This is a genomic window from Ruegeria sp. C9, assembly GCF_056537585.1.
This window is the reverse complement of sequence record NZ_JBQFRU010000003.1, coordinates 404,334-427,513: the sequence shown is the minus strand read 5'-3', so window position 1 is coordinate 427,513 and position 23,180 is coordinate 404,334. Positions and strand designations below refer to the sequence as shown.

Genomic DNA, 23,180 nt, shown 5'->3' with positions numbered 1-23,180 from the left:
GCTGCACATGAAATTACGACGGAGATGCGGATATGCCCGATTACGTCATTCGCGCCTTAACAGCAGACGAACTTCAAACCGCTGTAGATTGGGCGGGACAGGAAGGCTGGAACCCCGGGCTGCACGACGCGGTCTGTTTTCGCAGTTCGGACCCCGAAGGATTCAAGGGCGGTTTCCTGGACGGCCAGATGATCGCGTCCGCATCCGCCGTGAACTACGATGATGCCTACGCATTTCTTGGCTTCTACATCGTGCGTCCCGAGTTTCGCGGCTCGGGATACGGATTGCAGGTCGCCGAAGCGGTCAAGGCACATTGCCAGGATCGTAACATGGGCATGGATGGTGTGGTCGAACAGCAGGACAACTATCGGAAATTCGGTTTTGAACTGGCTTATGACAATTATCGATTCGCGGGCACCGTCGGCGGCATCCTGGATGCCCTGGGTCGCGTGGAGGACACTCGGGTTCGTCCAATCAACGCACTAACCGATGATCTAAAGTCGTATGACCGAGGCCTGTTCCCCGCCGCGCGCGACACGTTCTTGCGCGGCTGGTTGGAGGCACCCAGCCACGTTTCGCGGGTGTTTGAGGAAAATGGGCGGATCAAAGGCTATGCAACGTTGCGGCGCTGCCTGAGCGGGTACAAGGTCGGGCCTCTGTTTGCCGACAATCCACAAATCGCGCAGGCGCTTTTGGTTTCCCTTCTGACGACGCTACCCGCCGATCAGGCAAAGGCCGAGGTATTCATCGACAAGCCTAATCCAAACGCACAAGCCATGGAATTGGCCAAACAGTTGGGGCTGACCAAGGTATTTGAAACGGGGCGCATGTATTCCAGTCACGCGCCGGACATCGACCTTGACCGGATATATGGCATCACGACGTTTGAACTGGGTTAGAACGCCTTGAACGTCATCGTGGTCAGCGAGCGTTCGATATTGGGAATCACCAGCAGGTTTTCGTTGATGAAATGGCCCACATCCTCGGTTTCGGGGATGTAGAGCTTCAGCAGCAGGTCGTATTCGCCGCTTGTGGAATACAATTCGGAATGGATTTCACGCAGCGCGATCTCTTCGGCGACTTTGTAAGTGGTGCCGGGTTTACAACGGATCTGGATGAAAACGCAGGTGGACATGGGCCGGGCCTTGTTGGTTCGTGTTGCCCGCAGGCTGGCACGGGCCGCGTCCGGGTGCAATCCCCTGCAACAGTTTGCGACGAAGGCTTAAAGCGGTCTGGATAGGTCGCCCATCCGGGTCTATAAGCGCGCCTGTAGCAAAAGGAATTCGCCCATGCGCAGCGCTAAGATCAGCCGTCAGACCGCCGAAACCGAGATTTCGGTCGAGGTCAATCTGGACGGCACCGGCCAGTATGACAACCAGACCGGCGTCGGGTTCTTTGACCACATGCTGGATCAATTGGCGCGGCATTCGCTGATCAACATGACGATCCGTGCCAAGGGTGATTACCACATCGACGACCACCACACGGTCGAAGACACCGGGATTGCGCTGGGTCAGGCACTGATGCAGGCGCTAGGGGACAAGAAGGGTATTCGCCGCTATGGCGAGTGCCATCTGCCCATGGATGACGCACAGGTACGCTGTGCGCTGGACCTGTCGGCTCGTCCGTTCCTGATCTGGAATGTGGACCTGCCGACGCAAAAGATCGGCACCCTCGACACCGAGCTGGTGCGCGAGTTCTTTCAGGCGCTCAGCACCCATGGCGGGATCACCCTGCATATCGATCAGTTGCATGGTTTCAACAGCCACCACATTGCCGAGGCCGCCTTCAAGGCCGTTGCCCGTGCTTTGCGCGACGCGGTCGAAACCGACCCACGCAAGGCGGATGCGATTCCCTCGACTAAGGGCGCGCTGTAGATGCTGACAGCCATCATTGACTACGAGAGCGGTAACCTGCACTCGGCGGAGAAGGCGTTTCAACGGATGGCCCGCGAACTGGATGCAGGCAAGGTCGTCGTGACATCGGACGCAGACGTCGTCGCGCGGGCCGACCGGCTGGTTCTGCCCGGTGATGGCGCTTTCCCGGCATGCGCCGCCGAGTTGCGCGGCCACAAAGGCATCTATGACTCTATGGTTGAAGCCGTTGAGCAGAAAGGCCGCCCGTTTCTGGGCATCTGCGTCGGAATGCAGCTGATGGCGACCAAGGGTCATGAATACTCCGCGACCGATGGTCTCGGCTGGGTTGCCGGTGATGTTGTGAAGATTGAACCCTCGGACAGCGCGCTCAAGGTGCCACATATGGGCTGGAACGATCTGATTCTGGAAAGCGACCATCCGGTCTTTGACGGGATAAAATCAGGCGATCACGCCTATTTTGTGCACTCCTACCACTTCCGGGTGACGGATCCGGCGCAACGGTTGGCCTATGTGGGCTACGGGCAAGAGGTCACGGCCGTGATTGGCCGCGACACAATGGTTGGGATGCAGTTCCACCCTGAGAAAAGCCAGGACGTCGGCCTGCGTATGATCGGCAATTTCCTGACCTGGAAGCCCTGAGGTTTACTGCACCCGCGTCCAGACCTGCCCCCGGCAGACCAGACCACCCACGGCACACCCCTTGACGGTCAGCTTGTTCTGGCTGTCCAGTGTCATTTTCGAACTATAGGTTTTGTCGCGATCCGGGGCCCAGATTTTGCCGTCGTCATAGCTGCCGTCACCCTCGGGGATCATGTCCCAGATGATTTGCTTGCCAAGGTTTTCGTACTCCAGCTGTTGGTTGCCTTGGGCATCAAATGCGCTGTCGATAGTTCCGCAGATGGCGCTGCCACATTCCGAAATCGACACATGCAAATAGCCGCCCGTATCGCCCGGAGCGGTCTTCCACAGCCCGTCTACCGGATCGGCAGCAAAGGCGGTGGTCGCCATCGCAGCGAAGACCGCTGCAAGAGAATATGTCTTCATGGTTATCTCCCTGTCTTTCCGGTCAGTCTGACCTGCCGTTCGGCACCGGGCAAGAATGACTTAGCGTCGCGTTGCGCCCCTGCCCTGCCTGTGCGATATCCCGCGCGTGTAACAGTGATATAGGGCCGCCCGACATGATCCTCTACCCCGCCATCGATCTGAAAGACGGCAACGCCGTGCGCCTGCTGCGTGGTGAAATGGATAAGGCGACGGTCTTCAACGAAGACCCTGCTGCGCAGGCCCGCGCCTTTGTCGAGGCTGGTTGCGAGTGGCTGCATCTGGTTGATCTGAACGGTGCTTTTGCCGGGGAGCCTGTTAATGCGGCACCCGTTGAGGCAATTCTGAAAGCCTGTGACGTGCCCGCGCAGCTAGGCGGCGGCATCCGCGATATGGCCACGATCGAAACCTGGATCGAGAAAGGTCTGGCGCGGGTGATTCTGGGCACCGTTGCAGTCGAAAACCCAGATCTGGTGCGCGAAGCTGCCAAAGCCTTCCCGGGCAAGGTAGCCGTCGGTATAGATGCACGAAACGGCATGGTTGCCACCAAGGGCTGGGCCGAAGAGACCGACGTACAGGTCACCGATCTGGCGCACAGTTTCGAGGACGCTGGCGTGGCAGCGATCATCTATACAGACATCAACCGCGACGGTGCGATGCAGGGTCCGAATATCGAAGCCACGGCGGCGCTCGCTCAGGCGGTTTCGATTCCGGTGATTGCCTCGGGCGGCGTCAGCTCACTGGACGACCTGATCGCCCTGCGCGATTGTGGCGTCGAGTTGAACGGCGCGATCTCTGGCCGCGCGCTCTATGATGGCGCGATTGACCTAAAAGAGGCCATTCGCGCCCTGAACTGAGTTATTGAGCAGCGGCGGCGGTCAGTTTCGCCAAAGCGCCGCGCATCTTTTCGATGACGGGGGATTTCTCGACTTCGTCGAGCTCGTCCATCGTCTCTTTCGGATCTTCATAAGCCAGCCAGACCTGTCCGTTTGCGTCTTCGTAGGCCTGCACCTTCAGCGGCAAGAACAGCCCCGCGCGCGGGTCGATCTGCATGGCGGGAGTGCCCAGAGCCGGGTTGCCGAAAATCAGCACCTGATTGGCCGGGATCGGCGTTCCGACCTTTTCCGCCCCCGCCGCGTGATCCACGCGGGCAAACACGGTGGCGCCCGCATTGCCCACGGCGGCTTCCAGCGCGTCCAGCGCCTCGGCCACGGATTTGTTGGTTTCCACTTTGATGATGTCGTCAGCCATGGCGGACAGGGCGCCTCCGAATGTGAGAATTGAAGCCAAAAGAAGTTGTCGCATCTGGGTAATCCTTTTCATAAATTTCACCCCTAATTTCCATGGCTTCGCGACAGATCACAATCACAAGTCTGGCATCGGCGGGGCTTTGCCGGTACAGGTGCCCCGAGCAAAGGAAAGCCCATGCTGAAAACCCGCATCATTCCCTGTTTGGATGTCGCCGATGGCCGTGTGGTCAAAGGTGTGAATTTCGTTGGCCTGCGCGATGCTGGTGACCCCGTGGAATCGGCCAAGGCATACGACGCCGCCGGAGCGGATGAGATCTGCTTTCTGGACATCCATGCGACGCATGAGAACCGCGGCACGATGTTCGATGTGGTCCAACGCACGGCAGAGCAGTGCTTTGTGCCTCTGACTGTAGGTGGTGGCGTGCGCACCAAAGATGACGTGCGGGCCCTGTTGCTGGCGGGGGCTGATAAGGTCAGCTTTAACTCGGCCGCCGTCGCGAATCCGGATGTGATTGCCGAGGCTGCGGACCAGTTCGGCAGCCAGTGCATTGTCTGCGCCATTGACGCCAAGACCGTCAACCCCGGCAAGTGGGAGATTTTCACCCATGGCGGGCGCAAGCCAACAGGCATCGACGCGGTTGAATTTGCCAAAACCGTTGTCGCCAAGGGCGCGGGGGAAATCCTGCTTACCTCGATGGATCGCGATGGTACCAAGGCCGGGTTCAACCTGCCTCTGACCCGCGCGATTTCCGACGCGGTAGATGTGCCGGTGATCGCGAGCGGAGGCGTGGGCAATCTGGACCATCTTGTCGAAGGTGTGACCAAAGGTGGGGCCAGCGCGGTGCTTGCCGCCTCGATCTTCCATTTCGGCGAATACAGCATCCACGAGGCCAAAGAGCATATGGCCGCCGCTGGCATTCCGATGAGGCTGACATGAGTATTTTGCACGATCTGGCGGCTACGATTGAGGCCCGTAAAGGGGCAGATCCAGACAGCAGCTGGACCGCCAAGCTGTTGGCCAAAGGTCCCGAGAAATGTGCCGAGAAATTCGGCGAAGAAGCCATTGAAGCAATCATCGAAGCCGCCAAAGGGGACAGGGGAAAACTGACCTCCGAGGCGGCTGATGTGCTTTATCACCTGCTAGTGATGCTGGCTGCGCGCGATGTTGCGCTGGATGATGTGCTGGGCGAACTGGCCCGTCGACAGGGCACCAGCGGAATCACGGAAAAGGCATCCCGACCAAAAGACTAAGCGGGTTTCGTGCGATGACCCGGCCCGCTATACTGCGGCTTCGGGTGCATTGAGGCAAAGGACGCGCAGATGATCAGAGCTTTGGTGTTCGCGGCAGCGCTTGCCACCCTCGCCGCCTGTGCCACCCCTCCCCCGTCTTCCGGAGATGAGGTCCAGCGGCTGGCGGCTGAAATCCAAAGCCTCGGCCCCGATATCGACCCGGAAGAGGCCACCCGCGCCGCCCGCATCGCCTATACCTATACTGCGCAACTGGCGCAGGAATACGAGATCACCGACCCTCCGCTTATCCACAACGCCAAGGTCAACAAGGGTCTGCGTCCGCGTGGTCTGTGCTGGCACTGGGCTGAAGATATTGAGCGGCGACTGGATCAGGAGCAGTTCCGCACTCTGGAAATGCACCGCGCCATCGCCAACGCGGATAACCCGTTCCGCATCGACCACAGCACTGCCATTATCAGCCGCAAGGGAGAGAGCATGTACGAAGGCGTCGTCTTGGATCCCTGGCGCTATGGCGGAGTGCTATTCTGGTCGCCCCTGGTTGAGGACACCCGTTACGAGTGGGTTCCACGCGAAGTGGTTCTGGAAAAGCGGCGACAAGAACTAGCATCCAGCCCGTGAGACTGAGCTTCTGCGGGCAGCGATCGAAGCGCCATAGCCACCCGACGAAAGCGTTACCCGTCGCGCCCCGGCTCGTTTGGATTGCTGGAAAACAGCGCGATTTTGTTGCCCTGAGGATCGCGCAGATAGCCGACATAGAAATTCGGACCATACGAGGCGCGAAAGCCCGGCTGGCCTTCGTCAGACCCGCCTGCGGCAAGCGCAGCGGCGTGAAGGTCGCGAACCTGCTGTTGGGTGCGCGCCTCAAACGCCACCATGGACCCGTTGCCAGCCGAAGCCGCGCCTCCATCAAAGGGTGATTTTACATAGAACTCGGGCTGAACCGGGGATTGCCCCGGCGGCACTGGCAGCGCATAGCTCAAGTCTCCGTGATACCGCTCCAACGCATAACCAAGGGCGGGCAGGAACGCCGAATAAAACCGCTCAGCGCACGTGATATCGTCAACACCAACGGTCACATAAGCAATCATTCCGCATGGTCCTGTCTTATTGGTTTGCTGAATGGGTATAGGTCAATTGGACCTCGCCCTCAACAAATGCACCATTTCTGTTCAATTCAGGCCGGGGCGTAGACACAAACGTCAGGGCTGTCACAGCTTGGACGAGATCACTCCAGTCGCAAACCCACCCATGCGCAGTTCGCCAAACAGGCGCTGATATTCGATCTTGGGGCAGCGGTTCATGACTACGTCGATATCGCGGGCCTGCGCTTTGGCAGCGGCCTCGGCATGCTCAACTCCGATCTGCATCCAGATGGTGCGCAAGTCGGGAAACGCATCCAGCGCCTCGTCGACAATGGGTGGCACAGCCTCGGAACGGCGAAAGATGTCAACCATATCGACGGGCTCGGGAATATCGGACAGCGAAGCCTGCACCGTTTGGCCAAACAGCATCTTGCCTGCATGGCCCGGATTGACCGGTATCACCCGATATCCCTTGAGCGACAGATAACGCGCGACGTAGTAGCTGGGCCGCACCGGGTTCATAGAAACCCCAACCACCGCAACCACTTTGGTGCGCCTAAGGATTTGGGTCAGAACATCGTCGGAGTAGTCATTCATGAGCATACCATAAGCAAGCGCATGCAAAGAAAAAAGCGCCCAGGAAACTCCTGAGCGCCAGTTGTTGGAACGAGGGACAGTGAAATGACCCGCGGCAGTTCCATTCCGCGGTCACTGTGACATTTAAGCATGAGTTTTCTAAAAAAAAGAGGTCGCGCGCATTTTTGTGATGACACATCACAAAAGGCGGAATGCCGCCGAATGAAACCGTGCGCATTTCCTTCGGCGATCATGGTCAGAACGGCTCGTTACATAAGCCGCGCGCCGATCTTAAGCCAAGAGCAATAGGCTTTATTGGTAAAGAACCGCAGGCCAATGCCCCTCGGCCTCGCGGATGTAATTGGTGACATCGCGTTCCCAGATACGTTCGATCGCTTCCGAGTGGGTCAGATATAACCGCCCATCCACAATCTGCCATGCCTTGGGATCGGTACTGCTTAGCAGACCTTTCGCCATCGCATAGGCGCAGTAACCACCAAACTGCGGGGCATAGGCGCGCGGATTGCGTTCAAATCGATCGCGATTTTCCTCTGACGCAAACCGCCAAATCGCACCCTTCCACATCAGCGCTATGTCGGGCTGACCCAACTCTGGTGCTCCAGCCTTGAAATAAGAAACCGCATCATAGCCTGAGACCGCCATCCCATCGTCCACGTAGAACATGGGCATTTCCTGCGCGCCGACGACAGAGGCAAACGGGGTACAAGAGAGACTGATCAAGAAGGAACGTCGAGACAACATAGGTGATTCACTGGATTGCGATTAGAGGGCTTCAAGATGCATATTTCAAACCGTATCTGAAACCCCCATGACGCCGATGTGAACGGGCGTGCGGTTGTTAATCGAAAACGTCTTCGATCACGTCCCAGGCTTCGTCCAACACCTTTGAGAACAGGCCCCGCTTTTTCTTCTTTTTGTATTTTTTGTGCTTCTGTGCCGGCTGGTAACTTTTGATCTGCCGATCTGCCAGTTTGGCTTTCGGCACCATCTTGAGATTATGCAGGGGTGCGCCGCAGCTTGCGCAACTCAGCTCGTGCTGTTGCTTTCCCCGAAGAACCAATGCGGCACGGGTACCGCAATAGCAGCAGGTGGCAATTTTATGTGGAGTGGATATGGGGGCCTCCTGTCATCTGGGTTTGGATGCATATAGTGCGATAGCCGCGGCATTTGAGACGTTTAGAGAACCAAATCCCCCCGCCGCGTCAATTTTTACCAAATGATCGACGGTTTCCTTGGTTTTCTGACGCAACCCGGGCCCCTCAGCCCCCAGCACCAGCGCCACCGGGCGATCACGCTTGTCGCCCAGCGTGGCTTCTATCGTCTGTTCGGCCTCACCATCCAGACCCAGGACTAAATACCCCATGTTCTGCAGCTCGATGATCGTATCGGCCAAATTGCGCACGCGTAGATAGGGTTGTCGTTCCAACGCGCCGCTGGCAGTTTTTGCCAAAGCGCCGGTCTCGGGCGCTGAATGGTGGCGGGTGCCAATGACGGCGCTGGCGCCCAGCACTTCTGCCGAGCGTAGAATCGCCCCGACGTTGTGTGGGTCTGTCACCCGGTCCAGCAGCAGCACACGTGGGTTTTCCTGCCCAATACAATTCTCGGCAAGCCCACCCCATTCCAGCGGCTTGACCTCAAGTGCCGCGCCCTGATGAACCGATCCCGGATCAATCGGTGCGGTGAATTTTCGCGGATCAACCACCTCGGGTACAATCTCCGCAAATTCAATAGCTTCCAGCAGTTTGTCGCGGGCATTGCGCGTCACAATCAGGCGCAGCTTCTGCCGTTTCGGGTTCATCAGCGCGTCGCGCACGGCGTGTAGACCGAACAGCCAGACGGTTTCTGCCGCAGCCGCTTTGCGCGCCTGTTCCTTCTCAACGACCCACTTTGGTTTCTTCATGATACGGGCCTCCGGGCCGGGAATTCGGTTTCCTGCGTCAAAGCGGTATTTTCCTGTTGACGCCCTTTAGACGCGCTAGTAATCACGCCTCCACGTCAGGTGCAACGCCTGACAGTGGGCGACAGGCCGCAAGGTGTGGCAGGGGACTGTAACTCCCTCGCGGAGACGCACGCCTGGTTCGATTCCAGGGTCGCCCACCACTTACTCACCGAAAAAATTGAGCCATTCGTTCGGGCCGATATCTGGGTGATAGCAACGTTCGATGTCAACTTCCATGGTCCCCGCGCTATTGCGATACAGGTCCAAATGACAGCGACATCTCTTCGTTGTTGTCAAAGCGGTATGGCGCAACCAAGGTTTTCACCTGTGCTGGGTCGACGTCCTTTGGGGCATTTCGAGCCGATTCCCAAACCCGAAGAGCAGCATTTGGCGCGCGCGGGTCCCGATCGCTGTAAACAGGATGATCAGGCACAAAATAGGCCATGTTTCCGGAAATCCAATTGTCAGCAACAATTGCATTTTCGGGCGCTGTTTGCGCGATTATCTCAGAGGTCAAAGTAGCGAAAGGGGCCGCGCGTTTGGCATCTCCGGCCAGATTGTGATGCAGCATCGCCAGTCCAATAAACACCGCCAGAACGGCGCTGACCTGGGCAAATCGCCTTACGCCTTTACGACCTGCACTCGGTAACAACCACAAACACAGTACGGGGCCGGCATAAATCAATATCGGTTGCAGCCAGCGATCCTTCACGTTGGTGCTTCCGCTCACAAGCACTACAGCCGCCATAAGTATCAAGGCCCAGACCAGAGTACGCGTCATCAATCGCCTCAGATCATCGCCTTTGGCGGCCACTCCTTGTCTGAGATAGATCGACCAAAGGACGCCCAGTACGATCAGCAAGAGCGATACAAACCCAGCCGACGCCAAGGCCAGCTCAACCAAGCCTTGCAGCGCGATCAATGTGGCTGGTCCATCGCTGCTCATGTCCAATTTGCGCGCGCTAGCAAATGCATGTTCTGGATTGTTCAGAACCCATAGCATCGGAGGTGTGACAAGCAATGCAGCGACTCCCAACGAAAGCAGCAGTCGAGGCGACCAGAGAGGCTTGCGCGTCTCAGATGCACTGAAAGCCGCCAGCAACATGGCCAGCAGCGCGATCGCATAGTTGTATTTTGACAAACTTCCCATTGCCACGACTACGCCCAGCAAGACGAATCCCCAAGTCGTCGGTTTGCGAATTAGCCCCCAAATCACCGCGAAGGTCAGAACCGAGCAGAGATTGGCCAGAACGGTATGCGTCAGCGCGCGTTGCGCCTCCCAACTAAACTGATAGAGCATCAGAAGTGACAGGACCGACAGCCCTGCCCACAGTGGCGCATGACGGGTTCGTATAGTCAGGTACAGTATGACAACCGTCGCCAGCAGCATCCCGTTCTTCAGCAGTGACAGCCCGAATATGCCGGGACCGGTGATCTGAAAGATGCCCCATTGCAGCCAGGCATAAAGTGGCAGTTGCGGGCCGTAGCCCCATTCCAGGCGGCGCGCATCAAGAAGTATCTCAGCCTCATCCAGACCAAGCGCGCCGCCGGTTGCAACTCGCAATACGACATGAAGCAGAAAGTAAGCCGTGACTATGCTTAACCAGAAGCGATCTGTCGACATCAACCCATCGAGACGGGATTGCTTCGCTGCCGGGTCATCGACCCCGCAAGCGGCTTCCAGAGATCGCTCATCTGAGTCGCACTGATCTTCGATCATGGATAAGCCCATTTCGTCGGCACTCGCCCAGGATACCTGGCCGCCGGATTGCAACTTTGACCGAAGCTAGACCCGATGTGTGGGCTCAAGTCCACCATTTTTGAGGCAGTTGGGCGCGTGAAACAATGCGCGCAGCTCAGCAGATGGATGCCTGGGCTTCAGCCGCCAGATGCCGCGGCGTGTTGCACGTCGGTTTGGGATATTTTGTCAAACCACTCAGTCAGGCTGCTGACATCGGGGCCGAGCGCCTCGGCTATGCCGCCGGCGAATTCCTGAAACTTTTCAATATTCAACTGATTGACGCCCACCAAGACGGGAATTTCACGCTCTAGTGCGTCGGCGACAATAGGGCGAAAGCCCCGCCCGTCCGCCTCGTGCTTTCCGAACTTGTTGATGATCAGCAATTGAGGGCCATCCTCAAGCGACCGCGTCACGAGGCCGACGGCCCGTTCCAATTCAGCCGGATCCAGACGGCAACCCCGAGCGTTCTTGCCAAGAGATTGTGAGATGCGAATGGTTTCCCCGGTCGGCATGACTTTCAGATCCATATCGCATTTATATCCGTCGGCACATTCGGTGTTGGTCTGCGCAACCCCGGCAATCGGTGTTCCGGCCTGCACAAGACCATCCGCAAATTCGCTAAGCAGGCGATCGGTTGCGCCGCGATCGGTTGTCGTAACATAGGCCAGATGCATTTTTTGGACCTCAAAGTTCAATTGGTGACTTTTCAGATAGCACGCGTCGGCTTGTCCGACCACCTTCATCCATTAAGGCAACGGAGAAAGCCCGATCACCGATGCGTGCAGGTGGAGGAGAACCGCGTAAGAAGCCAAAGCAGTCAACCAGACCCAAAGGCTGGGCCAAGGGCGGGGCGCGCTGAGTGACAGGCGCGCGGTATTGCGGGAAAGGCGTACCCACTGCGTCCCCAAATTGCGCGCGGTGCGGTGATCAATGAGCGCCATGCCCATCACCGCAAAGCCAGCAAACAAGCCGAACAAGATGACATGCGACAGGCTTCCATTGGCCAACAGATGTGCCAAAGCCCATAGCATCAACGCCGCAAGTATCGGATGACGCGTCGTGCGCAGGATTCCAGGGTTTTCGGGATCGAACGGACGGTGCCCCAGCCCTCCGAATGAGAACGGGTTCCGGATCGACAGGCCCGCAATGGCCAACCAGCAGACTATAGGCATGACCAGCAAAGGCACCCAGCGAAAGATTGGAAGCGGCGGGATCACTTCGACATAGGGTGCATTTGCGGCGGCGATGATCAACCAGGCCAAAACTGCTAGCGAAATCATTGAATAGCTGGCGAAATATGCGCGCTTTCCCATCGTACCGATCAGCCAGCCGCGCACTGCGGGGCGTGCTGGAATCATGTGGCTAAGAAGGAATGTGGCAAGTGCTGCGAGGAAGAGGCCCCAACCAGTCATCGTAATCTCCGAACGTGTTGCTCCCGGTTTAGGCCGTGACAGCGCGCTGGTCTTTGTCCGAAATCAAGTGAGGGCAAAGGGGCGGTTACCCGCCCCTGCCCTGTCTTACAGGCCCAGTGCCTTGCGGCGTTCCTCGGCAAAACCCTGCACCATACGATCAGCGATCAGTGCTAAAATCGCCATGGCGGCACCGGCCGAGATGCCAAGCCCCACATCCGCCTGCCCCAGCGCCAGATAAATCGACTGGCCCAGACCGGTTGTCCCGATCAGTGCCGCTATCACCAGCATGGCGAAGGCATAGAGGATGGTCTGGTTCAGCCCCAGTAGGATGGTCGGTGCGGCATAGGGCGCGCGGACGTCGCGCATGATCTGCCACTCGGTCGCGCCGCTGGAGATTGCGGCTTCCATCATTTCCTCGGGTGTGTTGACCAGCCCGTGTCGCGTGTAGCGGATCATCGGGACGATGGCGTAGGCGCAGATCGCCAGGAAGGCCGAGAACTCACCGATCTGAAACACCATCAGAACTGGGATCAGGAACACAAACAGTGGGATCGTCTGCAGCATATCACAGATCGGGCGAACCACTTTCCAGACCGGCCCCCAAACGGCGCTGGCAAGACCGATCAGCCCTCCGACCACTGCGCAGGAAAACACTGCGGCACCGCTGAGGTAGAGCGACAGGAGTGCCCGCTCCCAAAGGCCTGAAACGAGGATGGTACACAGCAGCCCAACCGACAGCGCCGCAAGACGCCAGCCACCCGCGACCCAACCCAGCGCAGCCGCGCCGGTCAGGACAAACGGCCAAGGCAGGTTTGATATGCCGGTTTCCAGCATGCCGATCAGGATAAGAACGATCAGACCGCCGGTCAGATGCCCGCGCCATGCCATCAGCAGAGCGATAGCCGCACCGGCGGCGAACAGACCCCAGCTCATGCTCGGGGTCCACTGGAACCCCCAGGTGAACGGTAGTACAGCCTGGTCCAGACCGATCCGCAAGGGCAACAACACATAGAACAGAGAGTTGTTCTTGAGTGCGTCCAGCCAAGGCCCGTTAGCCTGCGTAAATGAGGTCAGGCCGGTGTCAATCGCCTCGGCCATCGGGTCCAGAACTGTAAGGCCAGACGGGTTCGGCAACCGGGACCAGAAGGCAGCGGTAAATAGCACTGCAAAGCCCAGCATCGCCCAGACAACGCGGCTGTCATATCGCTTGCGCTCGGTCGCCAAAGTGCCGCTCATCCTGTCGATGATCACTGCGAAGACAACGATGACCAGACCGGCCATGAGGGATTCACCGAACTGCGCCTTGCGCATGGTCAAAAGGACTTCCCAGCCGATGTCGTTGAAGCCGCCGATGACCGCCGCGATGATCACCATCGACAGGGCGGCCATCAGGCATTGGTTCACACCAACCATGATCTGAGTCGTGGCAGCAGGAATTTCGACCTGAAAGAGCTGCTGCCAGCGCGTCCCGCCGGACATGATCGCAGCTTCTTTGATTTCGGGCTCTACCCGTTCCAGCCCCAGCATAACGTTGCGAGCCATAGGTGGCGCGGCGTAGATGGCCGAAGCGATCAGGCCGACCACCGGACCGAAGCCAAACAGAAGCAGCAGCGGCGTCAGATAGGCAAAGGTCGGCACCGTTTGCATGATGTCCAGTACTGCCTGAACGAAGGCCTTCACACGTGGCACTTCATTGGCAAGAATACCGATAGCCCCGCCCATAATCAGCGCCACGGGGACAGATACGGCGACAAGGGCAAGCGTATTCATGCTCTCGGCCCAATAGCCTGAAGCCAGAACGAAGCTGAGGCCAAAGAACCCCAGCGCCGCCATCGGCAGACCGCCCAGATACCAACCCAGCGCAGTGACGACCCCAATCAAGATCGGCCAGGGCGTGCTGCCAAGCACGTAGTTTGCAGCATTCATCGGATAAGTCATCAGGTCCGAAAACAACCGCATCGCCGGTTTAATGCCATTCAGAAACCAGTCGAGAAACGCACCAACCCATTGCGTTGCAGGCAGTTCCCATTCTTTGGGCCATGTGACCAGCCATGGGGCGACGCCTTCCAGCGCAAGGCAAACCGCGCCAACGACAAGGGTAATCAGCGCGGCCTGCGTCCCAGCCGTCAGGCGGGCCTGCCGCGCGGGGATATCCGTCACAGCGGTCATGCTTCATCCACCTGCAAAGCTGCGGCGAGATCGGACGGATGAACCGTACCGACAATATTGCCGTCTGCATCGCGGACGGGCACGGGTTCATACAGCTCCATGCAATGTGCGAGCGCCGCGTCGAGCGTCATGGATGTGGTCAAGCCCGGATCATCCGGCCCACGCTCAGCATCATCACGCATGACCGAAGCAACCTTGGCATGCTGGCCTTTGGCCACGTCCTTAGAAAATTCGCGCACGTAGTCGTCTACCGGACGCAGCACGATATCCGTCGGCGTGCCGATCTGAACGATCTTGCCGTCGCGCATAATGGCGATGCGGTCGGCCAGTTTCAGCGCCTCTTGAATGTCGTGAGTGATAAAGACGATGGATTTCTTCAACGTCGCCTGGATGCGTAGGAATTCATCCTGCAGCTGGCGGCGGATCAAAGGATCAAGGGCCGAGAACGGCTCGTCCAGAAACCAGATATCGGGATTCACCGCAAGGCTGCGCGCGATCCCCACGCGTTGGCGTTGACCACCCGAAAGCTGCCGAGGAAAGCTATCTTCGCGGCCTTCCAGGCCGACCAGCGAGATTACTTCCTGCGCACGCGCCAAACGTTCCTTTTTGCCGACGCCTTGCACACGTAGCGGATAAGCCACGTTTTCAGCCACGGTCATATGAGGGAACAGGCCAAAATGCTGGAAAACCATGCCCAGCTTCTTGCGCCTTAGTTCAGTCAGGGTTTTCTTCGATGCACCGATGACATTCTCGCCATCCACACGGATCTCGCCGCCCGTACCGGGCAGAAGTTGCGAAATGCAACGAATCAGCGTCGATTTGCCCGAGCCGGACAGACCCATGATGACAAAAAGCTCGCCTTCTTTGACCTCGAAATTGGCATCCTGAACAGCAGGGATAAACCCCAGTTCGCGCAAATCGGCGGCGGCTTTGTCAGCGTCACTCCCTGACCGAGACAGCGCGTCGGTCAGAGCTTTGTCGGCACCTTGGCCAAACACCTGCCAGAGATTCTGGCAGGCGATGGCTGGCGTATTCGCTTCAGTCACTTAAGCGGACTCACTGCGTTGCCGCGTCAACGACGGGGCGCCATTTGTCTTCATTCTCGGCCATCCAAGCCGCGACGACTTCTTCGACCGCGCCACCATCTACGTCGATCGCCCCCATCATTGGCTGCTGGTCTTCGACCGAAAGCTGATAGTTAGTCAGGATTTCATAGGCAGCGGGCCACTTGTCTGCCATGCCGCTCCAACCGGCCTTGAAGATACGTGACGGCGAGAAATCGCAATCATTCACTGCGTTGGGATTCGGGCCCCAAGACGGATCGTTAAAGCACGCCTCTTCGCCTGCAGGCAGTTCGACAAACTGTACGTCATATGCCGACATCGCCCAATGTGGCTGCCAGAAGGTGATCAGCAACGGCGACTTGCGCTCGGTCGAGGCGCGCAATTCGGCGATCAAAGCGCCCTCGGAACCCGCGGGGACCGCTTTGAACGGCAATTCAAGACCGGTCATACGATCCGCGCCGGGCGTACCCCAATCCGCTGGGTAATCGACCAGACGGCCACCGGGCAGAGTTTCAGCCGTAGCAAAAACTTGCGCACACTCTTTCAGCGCTTCCCACGCAGGCAGGCCCGGGCAGAGCTCCGCCACATGTGCCGGGTAGGCAATGCCTTCCTTGGCATCAAGCCCCAGATCGCCGATTTCAACAACGGTGCCTTCGTCGATCTTCTTCGCATATTCGTCGGACACGTTGGACGACCAGATTTCCAATGTCGCGTCAATGTCCCCATCGGCCAACGCCTGGAACTGATTCATCATCCCGGCGGTCACGTATTCTACGTTATAACCGGCGGCCTTCAGCATCTCACCTGCCACATGGGTGGTCACATGTTGACCGGTCCATTCGTTGATCGCCAGCTTGATCGGTTCATCGACCGCGCCCATATCTGCGGCATGGGCCGCCCCGGCCACTGCGATAGCCAAAAAGCTTACGCTTAGCTTTTTCATAACAACAACTCCCTGTTTTTTACGTTTGCCCCATGGCGATATCGAGCCCGCCCAGGATCATTTGTGGTCACAGCACATTTCGCAACATGCACAAGTTTAGCCGAAAAAGGAAAGGGAACAGTTGTTCCGGGTCCGACGCGCTTCATCAAGCGTGAAAACACAACCCATCCCTGCTGCTCCACTCGGCAATACACACACTTAACACCGTCAGTTCGGAACCGTCAAAGATATTGATTGACTAGTCAATATAAAACACGCGCTTCATCTCAAGATCTGATTTGCCTTGTCAAATCTTCTTAATAAGGCAGCATCTGGATAAGGGAGGGTCTGGGAAATGCGTCACTTTGAAAAGATCTACCAGATATCGGCTGATCGCCACGGCGGCCCCACCGAACTGGAAAGCAAGCTAAGCAAGCCTAAACCGATCGCCGAATTGGTGGCGATGTCAGATGATCGCTGGTTATCGATTATTACGAAAACCGTGTTCCAGGCAGGGTTTAACTGGAAAGTGATCGAAGCGAAGTGGGACGGATTCGAAACGGCATTTGACGGCTTCGACATTGGACGCTGCGCATTCATGGATGACGAGAAATTCGACGCACTGCTGCAGGACACCCGCATTGTCCGCAACGGAACTAAGATTGCCACAGTGCGCGACAATGCCGCGTTTCTGCTGGAACTCCGCGCGGAAGGTGGCGTCGGGCAAATTCTGGGCGGGTGGCCATCACAGGATTATGTCGGCTTGCTACAGATGCTCGCCAAGCGCGGATCGCGGCTTGGCGGTGCTTCGGCGCAGTATGCTATGCGATTTGCCGGTCGGGACAGCTTTATTCTGTCCCAAGATGTAACAGCTCGTCTGATCGCTGAGGGCGTTATCGACAAACCTGCAACCTCCAAAAAAGCAATGGCCGCGGTGCAGGCCGCGTTCAATACATGGATGGGACAATCCGGGCGATCGCTGACGGAAATCAGCCGGGTTCTGGCGATGAGTCTTTGAAAACGACTTGCAGCGCCGAGCTGCCGCATTAGGCTTAATGCCATGATCCGCCCCCTGTTGATTTCATTGCTGTTTCTATTTGTAGCCTGTGGTCGACCTCTAACCGATCACGAGCGCGCATTTGTCAGTAAAATCCACGGAGACACATTGAAGCTGGATCGTGTGCGATTGGTAGAGGGTGCCCCCGTCGCAGCGGTTACATTTACCCGCAAAGCCCGCCCTCGGGTTGCCTGCCGTGAACGAATCTTACCACCTGTCAAAGAGGAAACCGTGACCGGCAAACCCGCGGGCGTTGCGCTGTTCAATCATGTATACTTCACGAAGGACTGGTATCTGGACGACTACATGAGCCAGTACCCCGATCAGGTGAACCTGATCGGGGCAATGTTGCTTGCGCATGAATTAACCCATGTCTGGCAGTGGCAAAATCGCAAGACAACTGGTTATCACCCGTTCCGCGCTGCGGCAGAGCATGGCCGGAAGGACGATCCTTACCTGTTCGACCTTGATACTTCGCCCGATTTTCTGGCCTATGGCTACGAACAGCAGGGCGCCATCGTCGAGGAATATGTTTGCTGCCGGGCGCTCGACCCCGACGCACCTCGAACCAAACGTCTGCACGATATGCTAAGCGCCCAATTCGAAGTCTCGAAATTGCCCAGTAACAGGCGCGAAAGCTCCGTCCTGATACCCTGGGCGGGCGCAGAGATTAATGGTATCTGTCGCTGAGCTTGTTAGTTTACTTGCAGGGTCTTCAGGTAAGCCACTAGATCCACGATTGGCTTGCTGGTCAGGATTGGCTGCCCTTCCGGCGTTTTGATCGCGGTGTCGTTACCTTCGAAATAGGGGCCATAAACCGGCATCGGGCTGCCATGGCTGACCAACGGTTCGCGCCCGTCAATCCGCGCTACGACGCGCGCTGTCGGAAATACACCATTTGCATCTGCCAGCGTTCTCAGGTTTGTCGGCTGGATCACCAGCACCCCGGCCATTGGCCCATGCCCCGTAGCATCCAGTCCATGACAGGTAGCGCAATAGTGCTGATACAGCTCGGCCCCGGTCTCCACGTCCTGAGCTGAAGAGGCCTGTGGTATCATGGTAAGTACAGTCAGCGCGCCCGCGCCAAGTATTGATCGGATCATCACTTTTCTCCCTCCTGCCTTGCAATTCGAGACTTGCCGGGAGGTCGCGCTGACGCAATGATCCAGATCAACGAAATAGGCGCAGGGACAAAAGGCAATGACACAATACGCAGCCATCATGCTGGCCGCCGGGATCGGCGTTCCCATCCTCGCCGCGCTGAACGCCGCATTAGGCAAGTTGATCGGCTCACCCAATGCGGCCGCCGTCATCCTGTTCGCGATCGCCTTTGTCGCTTCAGCGCTGGCGCTGTTGGTACTCGGTGGATCCGATGCCTTTGCCAAACTCACCCAAGCCCCCAAACATCTGCTGCTGGGCGGCGTATTAATCGCCTTCTATGTGCTATCAATCACCCATGTGGCCCCACATTTTGGCGTGGGCAATGCGGTGTTTTTCGTCTTACTCGGCCAGTTGATCAGCACAGCCGCAATTGACCATTTTGGCTTGTTCGGCGCGCAGGTTACGCCGCTGACATTAATGCGGGCCGGAGGCATTACGGTGATGGCAATCGGAGTCGCAATCACTCAGCTGGCCTGAGCACGCCGCCCTCCAGCCGCAACATCCGGTCCATCCGCGCCGCCAGATCAAGGTTATGCGTCGCGATCAGCGCCGAAAGCCCTTCATCCCGGACCAGCGCCATAAGGGCCGCAAAAACCTGATCCGAGGTATCGGGGTCCAGATTGCCGGTTGGCTCATCCGCCAGCAGCACACGTGGCTGATTTGCCAGTGCCCGGCAGAAGGCCACGCGCTGTTGTTCTCCGCCCGACAAGGCTGCTGGCCGGTGATCTGCGCGCGGAGCGACGCCAACGCGATCAAGTAACTGCATCGCACGGGCTTGCGCTACTTTCTCGGAAGCACCGTTTGCCAGTTGCGGCAACACGATGTTCTCCAGCGCCGTAAACTCAGGCAACAGATGGTGGAACTGATAGACGAAGCCAACATCGCGCCGACGGATCGCTGTGCGCGTGCGATCCCCTTTGCCCGTCGCGCCCTGCCCCGCGACTTCGACTTCGCCTGTATCCGGGGTATCCAGCAGGCCCGCGATATGCAGTAGGGTCGACTTGCCCGCCCCGGATGGCGCAACCAGTGCCACAGCCTCACCCGCGCGCAGCTCCAGATCGGCACCGCGCAGAACCTGCACCTCTCCTGGGGTGCCTTGCAGATAGGTCTTGGTCAGACCGCTGAGCCTCAAAGTCACATCACTCATAGCGCAGCGCCTCAACCGGGTTCAGCCGCGCTGCGCGACGAGCCGGGAAATAGGTGACAAGGAAAGACAGGCCAAGTGACAGCCCTATCGCTTTCATGACATCAGACAGGTGCAATTCGGCGGGCAATGCGTAGATGCCGCGAATGGACGGGTCCCAGACGCCGCCACCCATGACGTAGTTCACGAAGGAAAAAATCGGATCGATATAGATAGCGAAGAGGCAGCCCAGTACGACGCCCATCGCTGTTCCGATGATTCCCGTAAAGGCCCCGCAAATGAAGAACACCCGCAGCACTGATCCTTCGCTAAGCCCGATGGTGCGTAAGATACCGATGTCGCGCCCTTTGTTCTTCACCAGCATGATCAACCCCGAGACGATGTTCATTGCTGCAATCAGCACGAGGATCGACAGGATGATGAACATCACATTGTCTTCGACCTCCAGCGCCCGCAGGAATCCTCCAGAGGCATCCTGCCAAGTCCATATCTGGCTGCGCTCACCTGCGGCTTCAAGGATCGGAATCAGGATCGGGGTCAGCTCTTCGGGGCGCTCGACCATCACTTCGATCTCGTCCGCCACGCCTTCACGGTTGAAAAAGCTTTGCGCCTCGGCAAACGGCATGTAGACGCGCGTGCGGTCGATGTCATAGCGCCCGGCAGAAAAGACATAGACTACCTCATAAGCGTTCACGCGGGGAGATGTGCCAAATGCGGTTTTGACACCGTTGGGCGAGGTCAGTTTGACCCGATCCCCCACCGTCGCCCCGATGGCCCGCGCCACGCCCGAGCCGATGGCGATGCCGTCCGGGAACCGTGACAGGTCACCATAGGCCTCTTCGCTTTCTGCAATACCGGGCAACCCGGCCAGATCGTCGGGACGAATGCCAAAGACCTGCACGCCTGAACTGCGGTCCGCATTGGTGATCAGCACCTGCCCTTTGACAAGCGGTGCTGCCCGTTCGACCCCCGGCACCTGCGCGATCCGCTCGGCCATTCCATCGAATTCCGTGATGGTGCGGTCTAGCCGCCCCTGCGCATCGATTTCTCCGGCGGAATACACCGTGACATGTGCGTTGGCCCCAAGAATAGTGCCCACGAATTCTGACCGGAATCCGGACCGAACAGCCAGCGTCGCGATCAGAGCGAACACAGCGAGCGTAATCCCGATCAGCGAGATCCAGGTCATCACGCTAACGCCCCCTTCGGCCCTACGGGCACGGAGGTATCGCCAGGCGATTTTCCATTCGAAAGGGGCAAAGGGCGGGGGAGATTTGGCCATTCCTGCCTCGGGTTCAGATTTTTCGCGACCCTTTCGACATTTCGCCGGATGGTCAAGCCAGTTATCGTGCGGACACCGGCTCGGCGTTACTGCGCCCGATAAAGGGGCGAAAAGAACAGTTTGAAACGAATCATTTGCCCCAAGCGCCAAATCATCACCGGCAGCGCGAGAAATCACTGGCCGCAAATTATACCAATGGTTGTGAACCCCTTCACAGACAAGGGCTTATTGTTTCAGTTATGAAGTCAATGTGAGATATCAGCACCCGACTGAGTCACAATCGCAACATTCAGGTGCGAAATATTGTTTCACAAATTGATTAGTGTGAGAAACTTTGTCACCCTATTTGTGTGGGGGACACATTTTAAGAGTTTAAGGGCGGAGGCACGCTCATGGGTATTCAAGAACATATGGAAGGTACGGGCCCGATTACTGCCCGTTCAGCAGCAACAGAACTGGATTGCGAAAGCGCCGCATTGTTGCGGGCAGCGATCAGGCCAGTTTTCACAAGCGCAGCAAGCTGGGCCGGTTTGGCCGACATACTGCGGGACAAAGGCTATCGCCTTGCTTTCCGGCAGGGGCGGCTGTGCATCACGGATCGCTCCACTGACGAACGCGTCTGTGGATTGCGGTTTCTGGGCTTCGAACTGGCGGAACTTGTACGCCGCTTTGGTCGCCCGATCGTGGTCGCACGCGGCAGCGAAGCGGACGGCGATTTCCTGACCGCACGTCCGACCTCAGCTTCCTGAGCTAAACCGCCGAAGGTTGCACCGCCTTGTTCAGGCGATGCCCTCATAGATTTCTGCGATCTTGGTGACGGCCGCTTCGGGGCTGAGTTCCTCACTTTCGCCGGTACGGCGGCTGGTGAGTTCGACCACACCGTTCTTCAGACCACGCGGACCCACAGTGATGCGCCACGGCAGACCGATCAGGTCCATGGTGGCAAACTTGCCCCCTGCCCGTTCATTCCGATCATCATAAAGCGGCTCAAGCCCCAGCGCAGTCAACGCGCTGTAGAGTTTATCGCACGCCGCGTCCGCCTCTTCATCACCTTGCTTCAAGTTCACAATGCCGCAATGGAATGGAGTCACGCCTTCGGGCCAAATGATGCCCTTGTCGTCATGGCTGGCTTCGATGATCGCACCGATCAGGCGGCTAACGCCGATGCCGTGGCTGCCCATATGCACCGGAACCGGCTTGCCATCGGGGCCTTGCACAGTCGCTCCAAGAGCTTCGGAATACTGGGTGCCAAAATAAAAGATCTGCCCCACTTCGATACCACGCGCCACGCGGCGGCGGTTTTCGGGGATTTGGTCAAACAGGGCTTCGTCGTGGGTTTCGTCCGTTCGGGCGTATTTAGAAGTGAACTCTTCGAGGATCGCCTGACACTGTTCGCGGTTATCATAGTCGATCTCACGATCGCCGAAGGTCAGATCGGTGACCGCGCTGTCATAAAAGACCTCGGATTCGCCAGTATCGGCCAGTACGAGGAACTCATGCGTGTAGTCACCGCCGATAGGTCCAGAATCAGCGCGCATCGGGATGGCTTGCAGACCCATCCGCTCATAAGTACGCAGATAGCTGACCAAGTGGCGGTTATAGGCGTGCAGCGCGTCTTCTTTGGTCAGATCGAAATTGTATCCGTCCTTCATGTAGAACTCGCGCCCCCGCATCACGCCGAAACGTGGGCGGATTTCATCGCGGAACTTCCACTGAATCTGATAGAGCGTCAGCGGAAGGTCTTTGTAGCTGCTCACGTGGCCGCGGAAGATGTCGGTCACCAGTTCCTCGGCGGTTGGCGTGTACAGCATATCGCGACCGTGGCGGTCCTGCATGCGCAGCATTTCCTGGCCATAATCGTCATAACGACCGGATTCGCGCCACAGGTCGGCTGATTGCAGAATCGGCATCTGGATCGCGATGTGCCCAGCCCGCGCCTGTTCTTCATGCACAATGTTCTCCAGCTTGCGCAGAACCTTGAAGCCCAATGGCAACCAAGAATAAATCCCGGCGGCGGCCTGTTTGATCATCCCGGCACGCAGCATCAGCCGGTGGCTGACGATCTGAGCCTCCGAGGGGTTTTCCTTAAGAACGGGCAGAAAGTAACGGCTGAGGCGCATAACGTAACCTTACGGGTGAGAATTTCGCTGCAAGGTGATTATTCCAAAGCCTAGCCGGGGGCAATCGCACA

Annotated in this window: 29 protein-coding genes and 1 tRNA gene; 12 read left to right on the top strand and 18 right to left on the bottom strand. The window is 57.9% G+C overall.

The window, feature by feature from the left end:
• Nucleotides 1-32 precede the first annotated feature (32 nt).
• Nucleotides 33-899 (top strand): GNAT family N-acetyltransferase, encoded by an 867-nt coding sequence (locus tag ACR0NE_RS10410; RefSeq protein ID WP_170594744.1) that lies wholly within the window; start codon nt 33-35, stop codon nt 897-899.
• Here ACR0NE_RS10410 and ACR0NE_RS10405 read toward each other — a convergent pair.
• A complete protein-coding gene (locus ACR0NE_RS10405; RefSeq protein WP_170325761.1) occupies nt 896-1,135 on the bottom strand; it encodes an Lrp/AsnC family transcriptional regulator in 240 nt (79 codons plus the stop codon). The genes ACR0NE_RS10410 and ACR0NE_RS10405 overlap by 4 nt on opposite strands.
• A gap of 154 nt (nt 1,136-1,289) precedes the next feature.
• Here ACR0NE_RS10405 and hisB point away from each other — a divergent pair, with 154 nt between their 5' ends.
• Nucleotides 1,290-1,877, top strand: coding sequence for an imidazoleglycerol-phosphate dehydratase HisB (gene hisB, locus ACR0NE_RS10400; RefSeq protein ID WP_170594742.1), 588 nt, complete (start codon nt 1,290-1,292; stop codon nt 1,875-1,877).
• On the top strand, nt 1,878-2,516 hold the full coding sequence (hisH, locus tag ACR0NE_RS10395) for an imidazole glycerol phosphate synthase subunit HisH (protein WP_170594740.1): 639 nt from the start codon (nt 1,878-1,880) through the stop codon (nt 2,514-2,516). It abuts the gene before it with no gap.
• 3 nt (nt 2,517-2,519) lie between these two features.
• Here hisH and ACR0NE_RS10390 read toward each other — a convergent pair whose 3' ends face one another.
• Nucleotides 2,520-2,921, bottom strand: coding sequence for a DUF2147 domain-containing protein (locus tag ACR0NE_RS10390; protein ID WP_170392077.1), 402 nt, complete (start codon nt 2,919-2,921; stop codon nt 2,520-2,522).
• A 134-nt stretch (nt 2,922-3,055) separates the two neighbouring features.
• Here ACR0NE_RS10390 and hisA point away from each other — a divergent pair, with 134 nt between their 5' ends.
• Nucleotides 3,056-3,775, top strand: coding sequence for a 1-(5-phosphoribosyl)-5-[(5-phosphoribosylamino)methylideneamino]imidazole-4-carboxamide isomerase (gene hisA / locus ACR0NE_RS10385; protein WP_170401433.1), 720 nt, complete (start codon nt 3,056-3,058; stop codon nt 3,773-3,775).
• Between the two features lies 1 nt (nt 3,776).
• Here the strand turns inward: hisA and ACR0NE_RS10380 are convergent, their stop codons facing one another.
• Nucleotides 3,777-4,223, bottom strand: a complete 447-nt coding sequence (locus ACR0NE_RS10380) for a DUF302 domain-containing protein (protein ID WP_480439179.1) — start codon at nt 4,221-4,223, stop codon at nt 3,777-3,779.
• Between the two features lie 120 nt (nt 4,224-4,343).
• On the opposite strand from ACR0NE_RS10380, the gene hisF reads away from it, so the two are divergent.
• The 3 genes from hisF (at nt 4,344) to ACR0NE_RS10365 (ending at nt 6,037) form a co-directional block, all read left to right on the top strand.
• Nucleotides 4,344-5,105 carry an imidazole glycerol phosphate synthase subunit HisF gene (hisF, locus tag ACR0NE_RS10375; RefSeq protein ID WP_170594738.1) on the top strand — a complete coding sequence of 254 codons (762 nt, stop codon included), beginning with the start codon at nt 4,344-4,346 and terminating at the stop codon, nt 5,103-5,105.
• A complete protein-coding gene (locus ACR0NE_RS10370) occupies nt 5,102-5,419 on the top strand; it encodes a phosphoribosyl-ATP diphosphatase (RefSeq protein ID WP_170392083.1) in 318 nt (105 codons plus the stop codon). Before hisF ends, ACR0NE_RS10370 begins: the two co-directional genes overlap by 4 nt.
• Before the next feature lie 69 nt (nt 5,420-5,488).
• Complete coding sequence (locus tag ACR0NE_RS10365; RefSeq protein WP_170594736.1) at nt 5,489-6,037, top strand: hypothetical protein; 549 nt, start codon at nt 5,489-5,491, stop codon at nt 6,035-6,037.
• A gap of 53 nt (nt 6,038-6,090) precedes the next feature.
• On the opposite strand, the gene ACR0NE_RS10360 is transcribed toward ACR0NE_RS10365, so the two are convergent.
• The 5 genes from ACR0NE_RS10360 to rlmB form a co-directional block, all read right to left on the bottom strand.
• Complete coding sequence (locus ACR0NE_RS10360) at nt 6,091-6,507, bottom strand: VOC family protein (protein WP_170594734.1); 417 nt, start codon at nt 6,505-6,507, stop codon at nt 6,091-6,093.
• A gap of 120 nt (nt 6,508-6,627) precedes the next feature.
• Nucleotides 6,628-7,098: a CoA-binding protein gene (locus ACR0NE_RS10355; RefSeq protein ID WP_170392089.1), complete on the bottom strand. Its 471-nt coding sequence runs from the start codon at nt 7,096-7,098 to the stop codon at nt 6,628-6,630.
• Between the two features lie 291 nt (nt 7,099-7,389).
• A complete protein-coding gene (locus ACR0NE_RS10350) occupies nt 7,390-7,761 on the bottom strand; it encodes a YHS domain-containing (seleno)protein (RefSeq protein ID WP_170735482.1) in 372 nt (123 codons plus the stop codon).
• Between the two features lie 175 nt (nt 7,762-7,936).
• Entirely contained in the window at nt 7,937-8,212 is a 276-nt protein-coding gene (locus tag ACR0NE_RS10345; protein WP_170595298.1) for a hypothetical protein, read from the bottom strand.
• 12 nt (nt 8,213-8,224) lie between these two features.
• Nucleotides 8,225-8,998: a 23S rRNA (guanosine(2251)-2'-O)-methyltransferase RlmB gene (gene rlmB / locus ACR0NE_RS10340; protein WP_170594732.1), complete on the bottom strand. Its 774-nt coding sequence runs from the start codon at nt 8,996-8,998 to the stop codon at nt 8,225-8,227.
• A gap of 116 nt (nt 8,999-9,114) precedes the next feature.
• Here rlmB and ACR0NE_RS10335 point away from each other — a divergent pair.
• Nucleotides 9,115-9,198, top strand: a tRNA-Tyr gene (locus ACR0NE_RS10335).
• A gap of 86 nt (nt 9,199-9,284) precedes the next feature.
• On the opposite strand, the gene ACR0NE_RS10330 is transcribed toward ACR0NE_RS10335, so the two are convergent.
• The 6 genes from ACR0NE_RS10330 to ACR0NE_RS10305 all read right to left on the bottom strand — a co-directional run bounded on the left by ACR0NE_RS10330 (nt 9,285) and on the right by ACR0NE_RS10305 (nt 16,366).
• Nucleotides 9,285-10,757: a glycosyltransferase family 39 protein gene (locus ACR0NE_RS10330; RefSeq protein WP_170594730.1), complete on the bottom strand. Its 1,473-nt coding sequence runs from the start codon at nt 10,755-10,757 to the stop codon at nt 9,285-9,287.
• Between the two features lie 158 nt (nt 10,758-10,915).
• Nucleotides 10,916-11,452, bottom strand: a complete 537-nt coding sequence (locus ACR0NE_RS10325) for a DUF2478 domain-containing protein (RefSeq protein ID WP_170594728.1) — start codon at nt 11,450-11,452, stop codon at nt 10,916-10,918.
• A gap of 72 nt (nt 11,453-11,524) precedes the next feature.
• Nucleotides 11,525-12,190: an NnrU family protein gene (locus tag ACR0NE_RS10320; RefSeq protein WP_170563835.1), complete on the bottom strand. Its 666-nt coding sequence runs from the start codon at nt 12,188-12,190 to the stop codon at nt 11,525-11,527.
• Between the two features lie 105 nt (nt 12,191-12,295).
• Entirely contained in the window at nt 12,296-14,359 is a 2,064-nt protein-coding gene (locus ACR0NE_RS10315; protein WP_170594726.1) for an ABC transporter permease subunit, read from the bottom strand.
• The gene (locus ACR0NE_RS10310) at nt 14,356-15,405 is read right to left on the bottom strand and encodes a betaine/proline/choline family ABC transporter ATP-binding protein (RefSeq protein ID WP_170401466.1); all 1,050 of its coding nucleotides are present in this window, start codon (nt 15,403-15,405) and stop codon (nt 14,356-14,358) included. Before ACR0NE_RS10310 ends, ACR0NE_RS10315 begins: the two co-directional genes overlap by 4 nt.
• Nucleotides 15,406-15,415: 10 nt before the next feature.
• Nucleotides 15,416-16,366 carry an ABC transporter substrate-binding protein gene (locus ACR0NE_RS10305; protein WP_170392106.1) on the bottom strand — a complete coding sequence of 317 codons (951 nt, stop codon included), beginning with the start codon at nt 16,364-16,366 and terminating at the stop codon, nt 15,416-15,418.
• A 334-nt stretch (nt 16,367-16,700) separates the two neighbouring features.
• Here ACR0NE_RS10305 and ACR0NE_RS10300 point away from each other — a divergent pair, with 334 nt between their 5' ends.
• Together ACR0NE_RS10300 and ACR0NE_RS10295 are read left to right on the top strand one after the other, a co-directional pair.
• On the top strand, nt 16,701-17,363 hold the full coding sequence (locus ACR0NE_RS10300; RefSeq protein WP_170594723.1) for a DNA-3-methyladenine glycosylase I: 663 nt from the start codon (nt 16,701-16,703) through the stop codon (nt 17,361-17,363).
• A gap of 42 nt (nt 17,364-17,405) precedes the next feature.
• Nucleotides 17,406-18,092, top strand: coding sequence for a hypothetical protein (locus ACR0NE_RS10295; RefSeq protein ID WP_170594721.1), 687 nt, complete (start codon nt 17,406-17,408; stop codon nt 18,090-18,092).
• A 5-nt stretch (nt 18,093-18,097) separates the two neighbouring features.
• Here the strand turns inward: ACR0NE_RS10295 and ACR0NE_RS10290 are convergent, their stop codons facing one another.
• Complete coding sequence (locus ACR0NE_RS10290; RefSeq protein ID WP_170392112.1) at nt 18,098-18,505, bottom strand: c-type cytochrome; 408 nt, start codon at nt 18,503-18,505, stop codon at nt 18,098-18,100.
• A 97-nt stretch (nt 18,506-18,602) separates the two neighbouring features.
• On the opposite strand from ACR0NE_RS10290, the gene ACR0NE_RS10285 reads away from it, so the two are divergent.
• Complete coding sequence (locus ACR0NE_RS10285; RefSeq protein ID WP_170401478.1) at nt 18,603-19,040, top strand: DMT family transporter; 438 nt, start codon at nt 18,603-18,605, stop codon at nt 19,038-19,040.
• Here ACR0NE_RS10285 and ACR0NE_RS10280 read toward each other — a convergent pair.
• Nucleotides 19,024-19,710, bottom strand: coding sequence for an ABC transporter ATP-binding protein (locus ACR0NE_RS10280; protein ID WP_170594719.1), 687 nt, complete (start codon nt 19,708-19,710; stop codon nt 19,024-19,026). The genes ACR0NE_RS10285 and ACR0NE_RS10280 overlap by 17 nt on opposite strands.
• Entirely contained in the window at nt 19,703-20,989 is a 1,287-nt protein-coding gene (locus tag ACR0NE_RS10275; RefSeq protein ID WP_170594717.1) for a lipoprotein-releasing ABC transporter permease subunit, read from the bottom strand. The genes ACR0NE_RS10280 and ACR0NE_RS10275 overlap by 8 nt, the downstream gene beginning before the upstream one ends.
• 392 nt (nt 20,990-21,381) lie before the next feature.
• Between ACR0NE_RS10275 and ACR0NE_RS10270 the strand changes: the two genes are divergently transcribed.
• Nucleotides 21,382-21,738 carry a hypothetical protein gene (locus ACR0NE_RS10270; RefSeq protein ID WP_170512346.1) on the top strand — a complete coding sequence of 119 codons (357 nt, stop codon included), beginning with the start codon at nt 21,382-21,384 and terminating at the stop codon, nt 21,736-21,738.
• Nucleotides 21,739-21,768: 30 nt separating this feature from the next.
• Here the strand turns inward: ACR0NE_RS10270 and proS are convergent, their stop codons facing one another.
• Nucleotides 21,769-23,109 (bottom strand): proline--tRNA ligase, encoded by a 1,341-nt coding sequence (gene proS, locus ACR0NE_RS10265; RefSeq protein WP_170465087.1) that lies wholly within the window; start codon nt 23,107-23,109, stop codon nt 21,769-21,771.
• Nucleotides 23,110-23,180 lie beyond the last annotated feature (71 nt).